The following is a 15753-nucleotide window of genomic DNA, read 5'->3' on the forward strand; positions in this document are numbered from 1 at the left end:
AACCAGCGGCTGGTGAATCAAGTGGTCAAGGTACTTGACCGGCCCGATGGCACCATCGCCATCCAGTATGGCCATCGTAAACTGGCATTTAAAACCTTCGACAAGCTGGCTGATGTTGATCAGGGCCAGGTTGTCGAGAACAAGCGTTTGGGCGCCGTGCTGAAATTTGCCCAGGCCAAGCAGGAAGAATTCGAGCAGCAACAGAAACGCAGCCGTAGCAAAAAAGCGCCGAAACGTACCGCGCAACAACGTGCTATCCGGCAATTGGAAGCACTGAACCCGGTACTCGTTCACCCTGAACAATTCAGAGCTAGTAGCCGGAAGAAACCCTGACTTCCCTGCTCTATAGCCAGTTTCTGAGCAGGATGAACTACCTTGAGAAGAGACATTTGAATCTGGGAGTCAAACAGGACATTTTAAATTAGGGTAAACAGGGGGAAGATGAATTTAACATTTATTGAGTCAGTCTGGACACCCGCCACAATATCGCCACAAAAACCTTTTGAAACAGTTAGTTAAACAACATCAAGCCAATTTAAAGCCCTTTGATTACCCGGTAGTTTCGAACGCCTGAGAACAAGGTCTGTTGGTCATGATGACATTTGTCGGCGATTTTTGCCCGATTGATAGAAAACAGAAATCAATAGCCTTGCAATCAATCGAAAAAAACGTAGATAAACCGATTAATTTTGCGAGGTTCATCATGCTGCATGAATCATTCAAACGACTCTTTTGGCGTACTTTCGACCATATCGACCAGGCTGCGGCATGGTTTCATGTCCGACCCATTACCGTCAAACGCTGGCTGTCCGGCGAAATTGATGTGAATCCGATGGCGGAAAAATTGCTGATTATCCGGGCCCGTGGCTACCTGCCGGATGATACCCGCTGGCAAGGTTTCCGGATTGATGAGGAATACTGCGTGATTGTCACGCCCGAGGGCCGCCGCTTCAGTCCCAAGGAATTGGAATCGTGGGCGCTCCGGTTTGACGAGTTCCATGCCCTGAAACGGATGTACGAGCTGGATTATGTGCCGGTACGCTCCAATGTCGTCACGCCATTACCGTTCCGTGGTGGCCGCCGCCTGAAAGAGCCACGAAGTGACACCGTGACAAAAGATAAAAAGAAGGCCTACCGTAAGGCACAAGCCAAACGTGCCAGCAAGTAATTCGCCCGCCTGTAGTTATGAAAAAGCCCGCGATTGCGGGCTTTGTTAGCGGATTTCAAGTTTTAGTGTTTTTTCGCTGTAGCTACTATTTAATTGCCAGCCAAGCTCAGTGAGATAATTATGAAGGCGATGTTCAGCCTCTATAATAATCCCGTCAGCAAAAGAAGGTTTAATTGGAATTTCAATACTAACATAACCGTGTTCAGTCAATTTAAGCTCAAACTTTTGCTTTATCCCTTCAAATACTTCCTGAATAGTGCTTTCGTTTTTTTTGATAAATTCCGCTTTAGAAATTGTCATAGCACCCCTTTAGGTTTGTGGTGAGTTAGGCCTTAACAGTATATGTGTTGTGTTTTGTGTGCTTGTGACTAGAGTCTTATTTTTAGTAATTCTTCTCTAAGTTTCTCAAGCGTGCCTCATGTGTTTCCACAATTTTCTTAATCCACGCAATATCCGTTTTCATGGCAATCCCGGTGCCAAATGCTGAGAAAAAGCCGGTTGCAGCCGCAACCAGCACCGTTTGATAGACGTCCATTAACGTAGCTCCCCCAACCTATTTTTATGCCAGTTCTCGATAGCCTGCCGCAGCATCCGGCGGAATCCAAACGAGTCGATGTAGACCATTGCCAAGCCGTACCAATAGTATTCCGGCACCGTGTTTAAGGCGGCGAACCCGGCGTCGATATACGGCACCATGCCGGGCACAAAGCACAAGACCAGCGGCGTGGTGGTAATCAGCAACAGGTATTCGTCCTTCCAACCACGCTGGGCGATGCTGAGCCGGTCCAGCTCGGCGGCGTTGGTGTCGCTGGTTTCAATCAGGCGGATTTTAGCCTGGGTCTCGGCTTACCGGATGCGGTCGGTATGCTTTGTTGGTTTGCCACTGCTGGAACAGCGACAGGCCACCGGAAGCCACTAAACTGAAGAGCCATCCTTTTTGCTTCATGTGCTTGAGCACGTTGGCACCGATAGCCATCCCGGCTACGCTGACGGCGATAGATGCCGCGGATGTGACAGTGCGGAAAATTACAGAATTACTGAGAAGTGACCCGTAAGGTTACAAAGCAGAGATTTACTCGGAGCGTTGGTCGTTGATATTAGACACATCACTATCGTGAATTCTCTTGTTTTTTTATTCGTCTAAAAGGTTTTACTCAGACATGGTCAACACTCAAAATACTGCCATTACTAGAATTTATTCGCCAAGACAAGTTGCCTGTGGTGCGCTTGGTGGGCCGGTCGGATTGATTTATTTCTTGTGGGCTAACTTCGCCATCATGAAGAAAGACAACCACACAAAGCTGACGGCGGTTCTTGGAGTGGTCTTTATTATCGGGCTTATTTTCTCTGCGCCTTTCGTGCCACCAAACATCCCGGGACTTGCATTTACGGGATTGTATGTTGTTCTGGCATTTTTAATGTCGCGGAGATTTCATCTGAACAACAATGAAATTGTTGCTTCGAGTGAGTACACCTTTCATTCAAGTTTTCGTGTTTTCTGTATCACGGTAATCTGTTTCTGGGCATCGTACATTGTCGTCGCTGGCCCGCTGCACTTGCTGTACTCCATTGGGTTTTTCACTGTTTAGAATCTTCTTCTGAATCAAGCGATTTTACTGATGAATGCCTTACTCTGTTCAATCAGATAAGGCATTCAACTCTTCCCGGCAGATGCTCTCCCTGACGCCAGGTTACAGGATAACAAAGTCCCCATTGCGTTATGCTAACTGGACCCCTTTCATCACTTCCTTCAGGGGATACTGGTGTCCGACTTCCATTCTGGCCATGGCTTGAATGATTCTGGTAGTGGTATCATCCCTGCTGACATCCAGCGGTTGATGCAGGCCAAAGCCAGACCATTGACTGACCATTTTGGCGTAATGATCACTGTTGTTCTCATGGCTGGGTGCAAACGTATGAACGATACGGTGAACGGTATTGATATTGCGTCGTTGGTAACTGCGCAATACACGTGCTCCGGCCCGAAAACCATAGACCGGACTTACGAAGATCACAAAACGACCATCATGTCCAACCTGGCCTTCCCACTGATTGCGCCGATTGTACTCGATATTTAATGGGTTATGGTTTCGGATACCCCGTGCAACACCACGCATTTTTTTATTAGCGGGAGCGCAAATGAGCTTCAGTCGGTAAGCATAAATATAACGCTTGAATTTTCGGAATAGTCTGGAAAGCATAAAAATTGTGAAATTTTGTACGTTTAAAAAATGGAACGCCTTCATATTCAGTTGCTCCATATGTAATTCTCAGACGATATACTAGGAATGACAGCTATTCGACCATAGTAATGTAAGGAATAAATGAATCATGTAAGCAGAAATAAACAATCTAAAACCAAAGACCCCCAAACAAAACCATCAAAAATCAACAACCTAACCAAAAAAATATCACAACGAGATAGTGTTTAGGCGCAGAATCACCGTCTATTACTGATATACATATCGATTTAAACAAAATATGTCTGACAATTTTAAAGTGAATATAAAAAAATTATCGATAACAAAAAATTATACTTAAAAACAATAATATGACCTTTGTTGAATAGAATATGTCATATCCGTATGGTAGTGTAATTTTGTGTGGAAATAATAATAACGATAAATTTGTAAATTAATGAGGGTAATCATATGGATATCAATGGAAATGATATCAACGGTTTTGACGTTGACGTAATACATTTATACTTGCAGGATATTGCACAAAAACCTTTATTGTCAAAGTTTGACGAAGCGCAGTATAGCCGAAAAAGTTTACTCGGCGACCGAAGTGCAAAATCTTCGATGATTGAGAGCAATCTAAGACTTGTGGTAAGTATCGCAAAGAAGTACCGCAGCAGTGGCATGTTGCTGAGTGATCTCATCGATGAGGGAAATATCGGCTTAATCACCGCAGTTGAGAAATTTGATCCTGAACGAGGATTTCGCTTTTCAACCTATGCAACTTGGTGGATTAAACAAACCATCGAGCGAGCGATTCACAACCAGGCTCGTACCATTCGCCTCCCCGTACATGTCTCCAAAGAGATTAATACGATCATTCGAACGCATAAGCAGTTAATGAAAAGCTCGAGTCAGGAACCAAGCCACGAAGATATTGCGAAAAAGTTAGAACGCAATGTTGAAGAAATTTCTACGGTACTGGCCTTAGATACCCCAGTCGTCTCGATCGATCAGGCGATTTCTGATGATAGTAACTCTCAGAGCATTTCGGCTTTCATCGCAGATGATTCATCAATGAAACCAGACACAGTGATTGGCAACGAGGATGTTGCGAGCCTTGCAATTTCTGTTTTGGACTGTCTGAACGATCGGGACAAAGAGATCATCTGCCGGCGCTTTGGCCTCTTAGGCTATGAGGTTCAAACCCTACAACAAGTCGCGGATGAAGTCGGTTTGACACGCGAACGAATCCGTCAATTGCAAGTGAACTCGCTGAAGAAACTAAGAAACAACCTGTTACGATGTAACTACGATTTAGAAGTCCTCTTTTCTGAAACGGCATAACAAACAACGAAGAGTGCTTTTCCCCTGGTAAGGCACTCTTCTGAATCCTCTTCGCACTTTCGCGAAATTGAGTTGTCAGCGATTTCATCGTCCCTGTGTATCCTCCCCCAATACAATTTGCAATATCTTCATCGCTCGCTGAGATCTCCCTTATCATCAATGCCTGGTTGAAATAGGAGCTTAGTGTATGTTTCATAAAACAATGGTGACGATGATTGTCTGCATCGCGATGACTGGTGCTTTTACTGCAGATGCAAAAAGTGATTCTAAGGAGAAGTGCTTAAAAACCCGGGCGAAAATTGAAAAAATACAAAAGAAAATGCGCCAGGGATACACCAGCAAGCAAGGTGATAAATACAGGAAGAAACTCGCCGACCTCTATAAAGAAGAATTTAAACACTGCTTTTAACCATCTCGAAACCGCACTGGCAGCATGACGGGCCAAGGTTAATACTTATCAATATTTTGATGAGTGATTAGGTGTGCTCAGTGAGAAGTATTCTTGTCCTGCTCTGTCTGACAATGTTGGTGTCTTGCGTAAGTTACAGTGTGACTGAATCAGAGATCCAGGATTATTTAGATAGCCGTGCCAGCTATGAACGGACGGTTGGCGTTAAAGGTTTTGCGCATGCCAATGTAAAATTTAACGATCTGAAAATCGGCATTGGTCGGGTTACTAATGATCGGGTGAATCTAGATGCGAAATCTCATGCCAAGATTATGATTACCGGCCAGCCGCAACAGGAAGTCGCAATTCAGGCAAACTTCAGTGCCATCCCATATTACGACAAAAACGAGGGGGCGATTTTCCTCAAGGACTTAAAGGTAGAGTCGCTCGATCTCACCCCGGATACCTTCAATAATTTCGCAGCCAAACAGCTACTCTCACCTATCATCGAGATGGTCGGGAATCTTATCCTCACACAACCCGTCTATCGCCTGGATGATGAAGATATGAAGCAATCGTTGCTTAAGACAGCTCGTCCTGAGCTGAAAATTAAGAATCATGCTCTGGTTGTACAGATGCTATAACCAGCTCGTTTGTTTTTGTTTTGATGTGATTAGAGGTTTTAGGGCAACATCATTAAGTTATAGTGCGTTAGAGTAATCAAAATACAGCGGCACTCATGGCCGCTGCACGAATCTCTTGCTTATCCGTTCCTTAGGTTAGATAAACAACGTATAACCGGTGAATATGATGATTAGTAACCACACCGGACATTGCCGATTTTTCAGCAAACCATAACCGATCATGACGACTGCGACATCCAGAACTGACGTAATCGAAGTCTGAATCACGGGGGAAACAAAAGCACTTGCCAGCAATCCGACTACACTTGCATTCACTAAAATCAAAGACAACTTGAGTTTAGGATGTGCCATCAGTGCGTACCACGCAGGCAGAAACGCGAAAAGCAATAACCCGCCGGGTAGAAAAATAGCCAGTGTTGCCACTGCACTACCAAGCAACGGATTCTCTGCCATGGCAGCCGAACCAAGATAGCTGGCCATTGTAAACATCGGTCCTGGCACAAGCTGTGCTGAGGCGTACGCACTCAGGAATGTTTCTTTATTCACGATGCCATGAACCAAAGGCTCGAGTAACGGCAGCACCACATGCCCGCCGCCAAACACGAAGCTCCCCGCCTGGTAGAAAATATTAAATAAGTTAATCCAAGCTGATTGTTCCGAGATAAACGGCAACCCAATCAGCAGGGTTATAAACACGCCAAGTAAAACAAGGTTTGGTCGGATAGGTGAAGCTGAGTGCGCAGCCGATGTCTCAGACGCCAATCGGCTCAAAGCAATCACGTAACCAACGCCTGCAGCACATAGGATCGGGACAATTTGCCCCAGGAGGCCTTCACTGAAATAAACACTAATCGCGGTGAGTGCAGCTGTCCCTATGGTGATGGCATTTGTGAGGTTTTTCTTCGCCATTCCCCATAACGCATCAGCAACCACGACAACAGCCAATAGCTTCGCGGCGCTAATCACACTCTCGATCATCGCATTGCCGGCGTACTCATGAGCCCCCATCGCCAACACCGTCAGCAGGATAAATGACGGGAAGGTAAATCCGATAAATGCTGCCAATGCGCCCAGATAACCGGCTTTTGAATAGCCAATATACATTCCCAGCTGGCTACTCGCCGGGCCGGGCAAAAACTGGCACAACGCAACTGCCTGCGTAAAGTCTTGCTCGCTTAGCCACTTTCGATGCTGAACAAACTCACGTTGAAAAAAGCCGATATGGGCTGCCGGGCCTCCGAAACTATAGAGCCCCAGCACAAAAAATCGAAACAAAACGGTTAGATACATAACACCTCCTCGGAGCCTGAATCATACTCGCGCCAAGTTCATTAATGAAATCGTTCAGCTTGATACAGTGAATGATTGAAATCAATAGAATCTTCAGATTCTAGTAAACAGAAGATTTCACTAACACACGACCCCGGTTGTAATTTAATAACAAAACACCCCACCACATTATCCCCAGCCAGAAACGATAACTTTAAGTAATTGAAAATAAACAAATAAAACCACCACGCCGACACGTTACATGATTGAGATTAATCAGAAAAATATGCTGGAACTGCGAAGGGCTATCGCTTTGTGCACCGTACCGTTTCAGGCAACATGCGGCATAGCTACGGAACAAGTGCTACGGTGAAATTGGAGATGGCTTGTAAGGCACAGTTGGTAAAGCAGCATATCGACGAACAAGCACTGGTGAAGATTTGTGTGACATTGTCACAGGTTGATGACTGAACCATTTACCGCCTAACTATCAATGGTATAATTTCAGCGTCTATTAATTGCGGTCCTCCCCTTATGCTAGAAAATCTTCAACAAATGGTGATCTTGGCAACTGTCGGCCATGAACAGAACTTTACCCGCGCCGCAGAACGGCTCGGAATTTCAAAATCACAGGTCAGCAAACAGATTCGAATGTTGGAAGAGCGATTGGGGTGCCAGTTAGTTCAGCGAAGCACTCGCGCCGTTGCGCTCACGGAGATCGGCCTGCAGTATTCTGAATATGGCCAACAGCTGTTGGATACCGTCAGTGAAGCCGAAGCCATGGTGGCGGGCTATCGCAATGAGATTAAAGGCGTCTTACGGGTCGGTATTGCCCAGTCATTCGGAAACTCGCACATCACCTCAGCTCTGGCCGAGTTTCAGAAGGCTCACCCGGATCTGGAGCTTGAGGTTAGCCTGTTTGACCACCGCCCTAACCTACTCGAAGAAGGGTTTGACTGCTGGGTCGCCATCCATGAACATCCGCCGGAGGGGATGGTTGCACGCAAATTAGCGGATTGCCGATTCGCGGTGGTCGCTTCCCCTGAATATCTGGCCGAATACGGCGCTCCGGCATCTCCGGGGGAGCTGCGCAAACATAACTGCATTACTTACCAGAGCCGGGAGAGAAAATACGTGAACTGGGAATTTGTCCGTGATGGCGTTCGCCAATCCGTTCGTGCCCGTGGGAACTACCGAATTGATAATGCCCCGGCAGTGTTGGAGGCTGCAATTTCCGGACTGGGGATCGCTTATCTTGCCACTTATCTGATCACCGACGAGCTCGATACCGGAAAGCTGGTGCAGTTGTTGCCGGAATGGAAAGCGGATGTCGAGCTACCAATCTACGCCGTCTACCCGCGCCGTAAATATTTGGCACCCAAGGTTCGTTCATTTATCGATTTCATGTCAGAGCGCATGTCGGTGCCGCCATACCGCGAGCTCAATCCGATCACCCAAGGCTAGCCTTCGTCTCAACAATTCAGTTGTGGATCCGGACAGATGTTCTAAACCTAAAGGAGTGTTTGATCATTCCGGGTTCCGCAATGCCAGGTCGCCCACAGTTGCTTTCTCTTCTATTCAGTGTGCTGTTTAGCAGTCTGCTGTTAACGGCGTGCGGAACGGAAGGTGACAGGGTCACTGAGAATACGGAGCGATCCGGCCCGCCTGCTGTCCCCCCTGCCGCGATATTGCTGACAGAGCTTCCCGAAATGCGGCAAATCGTTTACTTTGACAAAGACAGTTATCAGCTCACTGATGATGGTCAGCGTATGCTGGATCCGATTGCCATTCGCCTGCGACAGCACCCAGACAGTTACGTCATTGTGATTGGCCACAGTGATGACAGTGGTACAGAAGAAGAGAATGTGGTGCTTTCCTACGAGCGCGCGTTTACGGTCGCAATTTACATTGCATCCGTGTTTGGCATCGAGGAGGAACGAATCCAGCTGGTTGCAGCCGGAAATAGTGACCCTGTCACGAATGTGGATCAACAACAAGAAAGGCAGCGCAATCGCCGGGTTGAGGTGTTGTCGCCCCAGGTCATCGTCCGAACGCTCAGCCCAATCTCGGAACCCGCTTTCTGACTGCCAACCAGTCAACGCCGCCCCTTTGCCAAAAGCAGGCAGCAGTCTCAGCACTGCTGCCTGGTTTTTACTCTATTGCTTTATTGCTTTTTCAACGCCGGGAAAGCGTACATTTTCTTCAGGATATCCGCGACCCCTTGTGGCAAACCCGATAGCTTCTCTGTAAACCGGGCCTTCTCTGCTTCAGTGGCAGTTTCATCCTCAATACCGGCTGCAATGTAATTGGCCGGGAACAGATGATAGTTGACGGCGATCTGCTGATCGATCGCTTCCGCCAGTGCTTCAGGCGTCTCAGCCGGGGCGCGAATCACATCACCAAAGCTGACATGAATCCGGCGTTTTTGCCCAACAATTCCCTGAACGATACTTTCGATATCCTCGAACTCACCTTTCTCGTAACTGCCATGGGTCTCTTTCTCATAAAGCTCTTTGGCTTTAGCAACATCACACGGGTCATTCTCGTAAGAGATCGCGACCGGGACAATATTCAGGCCAGCCATGAATTCGCTAAATTCCTGTTTGCGCTTCCGGCCTTCCATATAGAACATTTTTAAAATAGCCGGATCAGTTCTATCGTCGCCATCTTTCGCTCGGCCTTCTTTCTGGGCAATCCAGATTGAGTTGCCCGTCTCCAGGGAGTGAGAAATATAGCTGGACAGCAGCCCAAGTGCTTTCATCATTTCACGCGGCGCTTTCGCCGAGCGTTTTACAATGAAACTTTTATTCAGTCGCATCAGCTCTGTCGCACAAGGCTTTTTCAGCAGGTTATCACCGATAGCGATTCGAAGCGTCTGGAAGTTATTTTTGTACAGGCACCAGTTCACCATCGCCGGATCCATTGCGATATCCCGATGATTGGAAATAAACAGGTAGGATTGGTTCGGGTCCAGCTTGTCCAGACCACTTTGAGTGACACCGTCACATGAGTGATCAATGGTCGCTTCCATGTACCGTGCCACTTGCTGCTGCACGTCAGCAACCGTCTTGACGTTTGACCACTTCCAAATCAAAAAGCGCTTAATCATCGGGATCAACAGCCAGCCCAGAACACCGGAGAACTGCGGGAAACGGTAGTTGAGGATAGCCGTAATGAATTCCTTGTCATTCACCAGACGCGCGATCGCCCCACTAACCTCTTCATCGTTATAAGGGCGTATTTCTTTATAAATATCGTTGTTTGTTGTTTGCACAATAATGTTTCATCTTTAATAAGAACCGCGACATTTTACGCAGATTTATCAGTTTGCCCAATGACATGGCCCCATATCATGAATGGTTGGAGGTCATACCACATGAAAATGCATAGATTTCACGCACCTTATCCCAGTTTCGTTCCTGATGTCTGTTGTTAGCGTAGCAATTTCAGCCAAAAAAGCGCCAATTAAATCATCAATCCTACGACGTTATTGACGCTTTCGACAAAACAGAACAATATGTGCGTGCTTTTCTGCCAGAGACTTACTATGAAACAAGCTATAGAATTTTCGCATACCCTTCAGCAGTTCCTCCATGTGGGATCCCGCCGCAAAAGCCATATTTCCTATATGATTGTCGTTCACGAAGGTGCTGCGCTATTCCGGCTGGGACATCAGGAGTTTTTGGTGCCGAAAGGACAGGGATTCTGGATCCCTTTTAACTGCCTGCACGCCCTCACGGTGCTCCCGGGCTCGCGTTTCGACACGGTCTCCTTCTCTTCTCGGCTCACCACGCCCTTGTGCCGTGAAGCTGGCTTTTTCGCCGTCAGCCCTTTGCTGCATGCACTACTTGATGAGTTACAACGTCACCAAAGTAATCCAACCACGCTGACTCAACCTCAATCTGTTGAGAAAAACCTGCTGAGCGTGATTGCTGATCAAGTCACGACTTTGCGTGTCAGTACCGAGGTGATCTGTCCTGGATTGAATCCAACGCAAGCTGCGCAACTGGCTCAACTTATCAAAGGTGAGAAAATCACGGCACCGGCAATGTTGGAAAAGCTGCCAACCTATCTGGGGTGTACTGTGAATGAGTTCGAAGCTTGCTTAACTATGCGGGAAGCTTTGCGACTATCTCGCTCCGGTCGTCAGCCTGAGCAAATTGCCCAAGCCCTCCAGACCAGCCACCAGGCATTGAACGCACTGGCTCAGCCGATCCTCGGTCATCACTTCGAATAAGCCAGCGACAACTGTCTCGGGTTTCAGTGCCGTTTTACGCACAAACACCGAGACAGATTATTGAAATGGGATTTCCACTTGTAAAAAGAGATCGTTCAGACGCTCTTCATGCCAGCGGTAATCGACACGGAACCGAGCCGAACGTCCGTCTTCTCCCCCAACGCCAAGACTCATTTGCAAGCCGTGGTTCTTAATCCATTGCTGCGCATCCTCCAGCGTCATCACATCAAGATCCTGGTATTTTTCCGGCAACCATACGCCAACGCCGTAATAGGTGGATCGGGTATTTGAAGACAACACCGGAGAATTATTGTGCCCGGCCCAATTATCCCAAAACCCCTCTTCTCCTGCCTGTTGCCCCTCTCCATCACCCAGGGTCAGTTCACTCGAGGATGTCTGTTCCACTGGTTCCGGAATCGCGATTGCCGCCGGCTGACACGGCTGCTCATACACAATTTGTTCTTCCGCCGTCATTTGCAGGGATGCATTCGCAGACATATGACACGCCTGCGCCCACACCATCCCCGCGGGCCACAGATTTAAGCCCAAAAACACGGCATGTGAAATCAATCTACAACTCACGAAACCCTGCCTTTTTTACCAAACTCTACACACGTCATTTTAGAATTATTGGAAACGATAACGTTCTCTATCTTTGAGCATTTTAGCGACTTGCGGTGTTGTTAAATGTGAAATACAGCCATTATTGACAATAATGTCACGAATTTGCGTACTCCGAATATTGACAGTCTCCGGGCAGGCAAGCACCTGCCATCGTGCCAAAATATCATCCGCCTTATAGAACTTAGAAAAGTTCAAGAAGTTATCCGGTCCGACGACAAACGTCAGTTGCGCGTCGGGGTGGCGTTTCTGCAGCTCAGTTAACACAGCAAATGTGGTAATCGATTCCTGATCCACCGCCATCTCCTGCTCTAGCCGGGATAACTCAAGATTCGGTAGCCCCAAATCAGCGATGAACGCTTCGACCAGTTCACAACGGGCCTCATAGTCGATCATCACTTTGCCCCACGCATGGGCAAAGCTCGGCAGAAGTAAGACCCGATCAAAATTCTGCAACCGTTCCAGCACGGATTTATGCCCTAAACTCGGTGGGTTAAATGCACTACCGAAAACGGCAATCGATACTGACATAGCGAATGTGGCCCTTTTTTATACCAATTTACGATTTATTTGATTTTATCGTTTGTTCAGGATTGATCCTCTTAAAGAGTTATCGCATGATTTTGGAAAAGGTTTAATGCTAAGACTGAAATTTTTTCTTCAGTTCGGCTATTTGGTTAGAAAGCGGGCAATGCCCTGAGGATTCTCTCACTATGGAACAGCTCATTCGCGCGGAGATGCGCGTTTTACCGGAAATTGATGTCGATTTTGAGATTCAGCGCCGTATCAGTTTTATCCAAAAAAAGATGAAACAAACCGGATGTAAGTCTCTGGTTCTTGGGATCAGCGGCGGTGTCGACTCAACCCTCTGTGGCCGCCTGGCGCAACTCGCGATTAACCGGCTAAATGACGAAAGCAATTCTCACGACTATCAGTTCATCGCGGTTCGCCTGCCTTATGGTGAGCAACATGATGAAGACGAAGCCCAAATGGCGCTGTCTTTTATTCAACCGACCCACTCGATCAGCGTGAATATTAAAAATGGTGTAGATGGCCTGCATGCCAGTACGTTAGCAGCCCTGGAAAATACGCCGCTGGCACCTGAGTGCCACATTAAACAAGATTTCGTGAAAGGCAACGTGAAGGCCCGCGCCCGCATGGTTGCTCAATACGAGATCGCCGGTCTAGTGGGTGGGATGGTTCTGGGCACTGATCATTCCGCAGAAAATATTACCGGCTTCTATACCAAGTTTGGTGACGGGGCGTGTGATTTGGCGCCGCTGTTTGGTCTGAATAAACGTCAGGTTCGCCTGCTCGCCGCAACTCTGGGCGCGCCGGAAGTGCTAGTGAAGAAAGTGCCGACCGCCGATCTGGAAGAGCTGGCACCGCAAAAACCGGATGAGCACGCCCTGCTGGTCACCTATGACCAAATCGATGATTTCCTGGAAGGTAAGCCGGTTGAATCCGAAGTAGCCGAGCGTTTGGTGGAAATTTATCAGGCGACTCAGCACAAGCGTCAGCCAATCCCAACCATCTATGACGAAGAGCAAGCGTAGTTCGACCCGGAACACACGGAAAAAAAAATCGAGAAACAATAAACAACAAACCATAAAAAAGGGGCATCACGCCCCTTTTTATCGCCGCAATCGTTCTCAGGATGCCTGAGAACGATTAATTAAATTGTCCAATTCCCACCAAATTGCCTCGCATAGCCCCTGGCGATAAACCGCCTCTTTAAAGCTTGAATGTTCCTGTTGATACACACTGAAATAGGATGCTTCACCATATAAGCTGGCGCGAACATTGGCCAACCGATCGCAAGCCTTCACAATCAACGCAATTCTGGCCGCCTCTTCATCAACATCTAACGCGGCCAAACGTTGATGAATTTCAGCTTTGCGTGTCTGCCGGTCATCCAACTTACCATCGCTGATATAGGCGACGGCATCGGCAACCAGAAACCCGAAATCTGCGGCCAATTCATCAACACTGGTTTCCGTGTCTTCAATAACGTCATGAAGTTGCGCGACAACCATCGCATCAGTCCCAAACGGGCTTGCCAGGCGGGATACCGCTTCAAGGTGGACATAATACGGGACACTGCCATACATTTGGCCCTGATGCTTCGCTCTGGCTAACGTACGTGCTTTTAAGTACCGATTATTCATCCGCCCCCCCTGTATAAAAGTTCATACAAAAAAGCTAACGCTTCAAGTGTATTTCAGCCCGGAACACTTTGCTAAACCCTATTGACACAGTTGAGATTTTACGCACAATTTGATGAAAAAACAGGCACCATTTAGTGCCTGTCTATATCCGATCTTGTCGCACTATTCAGCGTCTGTGTCGCCGTCCTGTGCCTTATTTTTCGCGTCAGCCTCGCGAATTTCATTCGCAACCATCATGATGGCCTGCCCGCTGCTCATCCCCTGAGCCATAAGTTCATGGATTCGGTCAGCAGCCTGCTGCTGCTGCTCGTGCGTCAATGTTGGCGTGTTATTCAGCATGAATATGTATTTCTGCTCATTGAAAATGGAGCAGTATTTTAGGCATAAAAATACCCATTGTCACTAACCCGGTCTGCCGTCCAGCCGTGGACGAGTTAGGATTGGATAATAAACCACAGTAAAAATCCCGAATGCACAAGCCCACAACAGCGCAGAAACCATATAGCTGCTAATTGCCAGCGTCGGGAAAATCATCAGCAATAATGTCCGTACTAAAGCCGAACACATCATCAGGACAAAGCCAGCAACCATCCAGCGCCGAATCTGAAGCGGACGCCCGGTATGGCCTAACGAGACTCGGGCAATCATCGCCAGAATCATTGCCCCAATTCCACCCACCGTGAGAAAATGGAGCGCGACACTGTAACTTGTAGCCCCCGTAATTTGTTGCCCGGCAAGCAGTAACAATCCGAGAATCATAAACAAATAAGCAAAATGCAGCAGCCACAGTAGCGGCACACCCAACGTTGACCAGGTCCGCCAACGTAAAAAACGCAGCAGGTTAAATACAGCCGTCGCGGCCAGCAATCCTGGCAGTGCCACCTCACGGATCGCAACCGGGATAGGCAGGAGTACACAAGCCAGAAGCAACCAACATGGGATCAGTGCAGCACGTTCGAGCCAGGTGATTCGAGTGATCTGTTCGGTTTGGGTGCCTCGCCAGGTAAAGAATGGAATCACCCTGCCCCCGACAACCAGTACAATCACTGATATCGCAACAATTGCCACCATCGACACGTGATGCACGTTGTCATCAGACATACCGAGTGCAATCAAATGAAAGCGCGCATTTAAGTAAGTCAGCAATAAAATCAGCGGTGAGAAAAACAGGTTATTCCATTGCTTTCGGAGAACGATTGGCTTCGCCAGGAAATAAGCGGCCAACGGCATCCACAGTAAGTCAAATGCCATCCACACCCAGCCAGGCGATGAGAAAAGCAGCCCAAGCCGTGCCACGAGCCAGCAACAAAAAATAATGGCTAACCGCCATCCTCTTACACCGGGATTGCCGGTCCAGTTTTGCACCGCCGTCAGGAGAAAGCCGACGATAATGGCCCCGGTGAAGCCAAACAGCATTTCATGGCTATGCCACCAGATTGGATTGTCATACATCCAGCCAGAAAGATTGACCGTCCCCGACCAGAACATGGCCCAAATCACCATGGCAATCACCGAAAAAGCGCTTCCGGCCAGAAAAAACGGCCGAAAGGCCAGACGAAAAAGTGGTGGAATCCGTTGCTCCTTGGCTTGATCAAGAATCTGCATCATACGGCTACCTATCGCATAATCTAAACATGCATGAATAATACACCTTTAAAGTTGCGATGAAAATACATCTTTAATACAAAAACAAGATTCCATGGAGGCGTGGCAGCGTGGCAGCAAAGATAA

General features: G+C 47.7%; 20 protein-coding genes and 1 pseudogene. 10 read left to right on the top strand and 11 right to left on the bottom strand.

The window, feature by feature from the left end; all coding sequences use genetic code 11:
- Positions 1-333 (top strand): annotated as a pseudogene (locus tag VV869_RS12845) (ISNCY family transposase); the annotation flags it as partial.
- A 370-nt stretch (positions 334-703) separates the two neighbouring features.
- The gene (locus VV869_RS12850) at positions 704-1168 is read left to right on the top strand and encodes a phage protein (RefSeq protein WP_337735308.1); all 465 of its coding nucleotides are present in this window, start codon (positions 704-706) and stop codon (positions 1166-1168) included.
- Positions 1169-1213: 45 nt separating this feature from the next.
- Here VV869_RS12850 and VV869_RS12855 read toward each other — a convergent pair whose 3' ends face one another.
- The 3 genes from VV869_RS12855 to VV869_RS12865 all read right to left on the bottom strand — a co-directional run bounded on the left by VV869_RS12855 (position 1214) and on the right by VV869_RS12865 (position 1909).
- Entirely contained in the window at positions 1214-1468 is a 255-nt protein-coding gene (locus VV869_RS12855) for a hypothetical protein (RefSeq protein ID WP_337735309.1), read from the bottom strand.
- Positions 1469-1550: 82 nt separating this feature from the next.
- Positions 1551-1703: a hypothetical protein gene (locus VV869_RS12860; RefSeq protein ID WP_337735310.1), complete on the bottom strand. Its 153-nt coding sequence runs from the start codon at positions 1701-1703 to the stop codon at positions 1551-1553.
- Positions 1703-1909 (bottom strand): hypothetical protein, encoded by a 207-nt coding sequence (locus VV869_RS12865; RefSeq protein ID WP_337735311.1) that lies wholly within the window; start codon positions 1907-1909, stop codon positions 1703-1705. The genes VV869_RS12860 and VV869_RS12865 overlap by 1 nt, the downstream gene beginning before the upstream one ends.
- Before the next feature lie 419 nt (positions 1910-2328).
- Here VV869_RS12865 and VV869_RS12870 point away from each other — a divergent pair, with 419 nt between their 5' ends.
- Positions 2329-2757: a hypothetical protein gene (locus VV869_RS12870; RefSeq protein ID WP_337735312.1), complete on the top strand. Its 429-nt coding sequence runs from the start codon at positions 2329-2331 to the stop codon at positions 2755-2757.
- A gap of 129 nt (positions 2758-2886) precedes the next feature.
- Here the strand turns inward: VV869_RS12870 and VV869_RS12875 are convergent, their stop codons facing one another.
- Complete coding sequence (locus tag VV869_RS12875) at positions 2887-3429, bottom strand: virion protein (RefSeq protein WP_337735313.1); 543 nt, start codon at positions 3427-3429, stop codon at positions 2887-2889.
- A 390-nt stretch (positions 3430-3819) separates the two neighbouring features.
- On the opposite strand from VV869_RS12875, the gene rpoS reads away from it, so the two are divergent.
- The 3 genes from rpoS (at position 3820) to VV869_RS12890 (ending at position 5727) form a co-directional block, all read left to right on the top strand.
- On the top strand, positions 3820-4695 hold the full coding sequence (gene rpoS / locus VV869_RS12880; RefSeq protein ID WP_337735314.1) for an RNA polymerase sigma factor RpoS: 876 nt from the start codon (positions 3820-3822) through the stop codon (positions 4693-4695).
- A 187-nt stretch (positions 4696-4882) separates the two neighbouring features.
- A complete protein-coding gene (locus tag VV869_RS12885; RefSeq protein WP_337735315.1) occupies positions 4883-5104 on the top strand; it encodes a hypothetical protein in 222 nt (73 codons plus the stop codon).
- A gap of 80 nt (positions 5105-5184) precedes the next feature.
- Positions 5185-5727: a DUF1439 domain-containing protein gene (locus tag VV869_RS12890; RefSeq protein WP_337735316.1), complete on the top strand. Its 543-nt coding sequence runs from the start codon at positions 5185-5187 to the stop codon at positions 5725-5727.
- 135 nt (positions 5728-5862) lie between these two features.
- On the opposite strand, the gene chrA is transcribed toward VV869_RS12890, so the two are convergent.
- Positions 5863-7017 carry a chromate efflux transporter gene (chrA, locus tag VV869_RS12895; RefSeq protein ID WP_337735317.1) on the bottom strand — a complete coding sequence of 385 codons (1155 nt, stop codon included), beginning with the start codon at positions 7015-7017 and terminating at the stop codon, positions 5863-5865.
- A gap of 513 nt (positions 7018-7530) precedes the next feature.
- Here chrA and VV869_RS12900 point away from each other — a divergent pair.
- Both VV869_RS12900 and VV869_RS12905 read left to right on the top strand, forming a co-directional pair.
- Positions 7531-8460, top strand: coding sequence for a LysR family transcriptional regulator (locus tag VV869_RS12900; RefSeq protein WP_337735318.1), 930 nt, complete (start codon positions 7531-7533; stop codon positions 8458-8460).
- 245 nt (positions 8461-8705) lie between these two features.
- The gene (locus VV869_RS12905; RefSeq protein WP_337735319.1) at positions 8706-9080 is read left to right on the top strand and encodes an OmpA family protein; all 375 of its coding nucleotides are present in this window, start codon (positions 8706-8708) and stop codon (positions 9078-9080) included.
- A gap of 80 nt (positions 9081-9160) precedes the next feature.
- Here VV869_RS12905 and VV869_RS12910 read toward each other — a convergent pair whose 3' ends face one another.
- The gene (locus VV869_RS12910; RefSeq protein ID WP_337735320.1) at positions 9161-10270 is read right to left on the bottom strand and encodes a 1-acyl-sn-glycerol-3-phosphate acyltransferase; all 1110 of its coding nucleotides are present in this window, start codon (positions 10268-10270) and stop codon (positions 9161-9163) included.
- Between the two features lie 273 nt (positions 10271-10543).
- Here VV869_RS12910 and VV869_RS12915 point away from each other — a divergent pair, with 273 nt between their 5' ends.
- The gene (locus tag VV869_RS12915) at positions 10544-11233 is read left to right on the top strand and encodes an AraC family ligand binding domain-containing protein (protein ID WP_337735321.1); all 690 of its coding nucleotides are present in this window, start codon (positions 10544-10546) and stop codon (positions 11231-11233) included.
- 57 nt (positions 11234-11290) lie between these two features.
- Here VV869_RS12915 and VV869_RS12920 read toward each other — a convergent pair whose 3' ends face one another.
- The gene (locus tag VV869_RS12920) at positions 11291-11731 is read right to left on the bottom strand and encodes a hypothetical protein (RefSeq protein ID WP_337735322.1); all 441 of its coding nucleotides are present in this window, start codon (positions 11729-11731) and stop codon (positions 11291-11293) included.
- A gap of 129 nt (positions 11732-11860) precedes the next feature.
- Positions 11861-12385: a nicotinate-nicotinamide nucleotide adenylyltransferase gene (locus VV869_RS12925; RefSeq protein WP_337735323.1), complete on the bottom strand. Its 525-nt coding sequence runs from the start codon at positions 12383-12385 to the stop codon at positions 11861-11863.
- A 182-nt stretch (positions 12386-12567) separates the two neighbouring features.
- Here VV869_RS12925 and nadE point away from each other — a divergent pair, with 182 nt between their 5' ends.
- The gene (gene nadE / locus VV869_RS12930) at positions 12568-13410 is read left to right on the top strand and encodes an ammonia-dependent NAD(+) synthetase (RefSeq protein ID WP_337735324.1); all 843 of its coding nucleotides are present in this window, start codon (positions 12568-12570) and stop codon (positions 13408-13410) included.
- A 96-nt stretch (positions 13411-13506) separates the two neighbouring features.
- Here the strand turns inward: nadE and VV869_RS12935 are convergent, their stop codons facing one another.
- From VV869_RS12935 to VV869_RS12945, 3 genes are all read right to left on the bottom strand, one after another.
- Positions 13507-14022: a phosphohydrolase gene (locus VV869_RS12935; RefSeq protein ID WP_337735325.1), complete on the bottom strand. Its 516-nt coding sequence runs from the start codon at positions 14020-14022 to the stop codon at positions 13507-13509.
- A 162-nt stretch (positions 14023-14184) separates the two neighbouring features.
- Positions 14185-14361, bottom strand: coding sequence for a YoaH family protein (locus tag VV869_RS12940; RefSeq protein WP_337735326.1), 177 nt, complete (start codon positions 14359-14361; stop codon positions 14185-14187).
- A 63-nt stretch (positions 14362-14424) separates the two neighbouring features.
- On the bottom strand, positions 14425-15630 hold the full coding sequence (locus tag VV869_RS12945; protein WP_337735327.1) for an NnrS family protein: 1206 nt from the start codon (positions 15628-15630) through the stop codon (positions 14425-14427).
- Positions 15631-15753 lie beyond the last annotated feature (123 nt).

The sequence above is a fragment of the Photobacterium sp. MCCC 1A19761 genome, from assembly GCF_037389125.1.
Lineage (GTDB): Bacteria > Pseudomonadota > Gammaproteobacteria > Enterobacterales > Vibrionaceae > Photobacterium.

What these genes read in the sequence shown, in the direction of transcription:
- VV869_RS12875 (WP_337735313.1), bottom strand. Translation starts at nt 3,429, where the DNA reads ATGGAGCAACTGAATATGAAGGCGTTCCATTTTTTAAACGTACAAAAT.
- VV869_RS12920 (WP_337735322.1), bottom strand. Translation starts at nt 11,731, where the DNA reads ATGTCTGCGAATGCATCCCTGCAAATGACGGCGGAAGAACAAATTGTG.
- VV869_RS12935 (WP_337735325.1), bottom strand. Translation starts at nt 14,022, where the DNA reads ATGAATAATCGGTACTTAAAAGCACGTACGTTAGCCAGAGCGAAGCAT.
- VV869_RS12850 (WP_337735308.1), top strand. Translation starts at nt 704, where the DNA reads ATGCTGCATGAATCATTCAAACGACTCTTTTGGCGTACTTTCGACCAT.
- VV869_RS12885 (WP_337735315.1), top strand. Translation starts at nt 4,883, where the DNA reads ATGTTTCATAAAACAATGGTGACGATGATTGTCTGCATCGCGATGACT.
- VV869_RS12860 (WP_337735310.1), bottom strand. Translation starts at nt 1,703, where the DNA reads ATGGACGTCTATCAAACGGTGCTGGTTGCGGCTGCAACCGGCTTTTTC.
- VV869_RS12900 (WP_337735318.1), top strand. Translation starts at nt 7,531, where the DNA reads ATGCTAGAAAATCTTCAACAAATGGTGATCTTGGCAACTGTCGGCCAT.
- nadE (WP_337735324.1), top strand. Translation starts at nt 12,568, where the DNA reads ATGGAACAGCTCATTCGCGCGGAGATGCGCGTTTTACCGGAAATTGAT.
- VV869_RS12870 (WP_337735312.1), top strand. Translation starts at nt 2,329, where the DNA reads ATGGTCAACACTCAAAATACTGCCATTACTAGAATTTATTCGCCAAGA.
- rpoS (WP_337735314.1), top strand. Translation starts at nt 3,820, where the DNA reads ATGGATATCAATGGAAATGATATCAACGGTTTTGACGTTGACGTAATA.
- VV869_RS12915 (WP_337735321.1), top strand. Translation starts at nt 10,544, where the DNA reads ATGAAACAAGCTATAGAATTTTCGCATACCCTTCAGCAGTTCCTCCAT.
- VV869_RS12940 (WP_337735326.1), bottom strand. Translation starts at nt 14,361, where the DNA reads ATGCTGAATAACACGCCAACATTGACGCACGAGCAGCAGCAGCAGGCT.
- chrA (WP_337735317.1), bottom strand. Translation starts at nt 7,017, where the DNA reads ATGTATCTAACCGTTTTGTTTCGATTTTTTGTGCTGGGGCTCTATAGT.
- VV869_RS12925 (WP_337735323.1), bottom strand. Translation starts at nt 12,385, where the DNA reads ATGTCAGTATCGATTGCCGTTTTCGGTAGTGCATTTAACCCACCGAGT.
- VV869_RS12905 (WP_337735319.1), top strand. Translation starts at nt 8,706, where the DNA reads ATGCGGCAAATCGTTTACTTTGACAAAGACAGTTATCAGCTCACTGAT.
- VV869_RS12855 (WP_337735309.1), bottom strand. Translation starts at nt 1,468, where the DNA reads ATGACAATTTCTAAAGCGGAATTTATCAAAAAAAACGAAAGCACTATT.
- VV869_RS12945 (WP_337735327.1), bottom strand. Translation starts at nt 15,630, where the DNA reads ATGATGCAGATTCTTGATCAAGCCAAGGAGCAACGGATTCCACCACTT.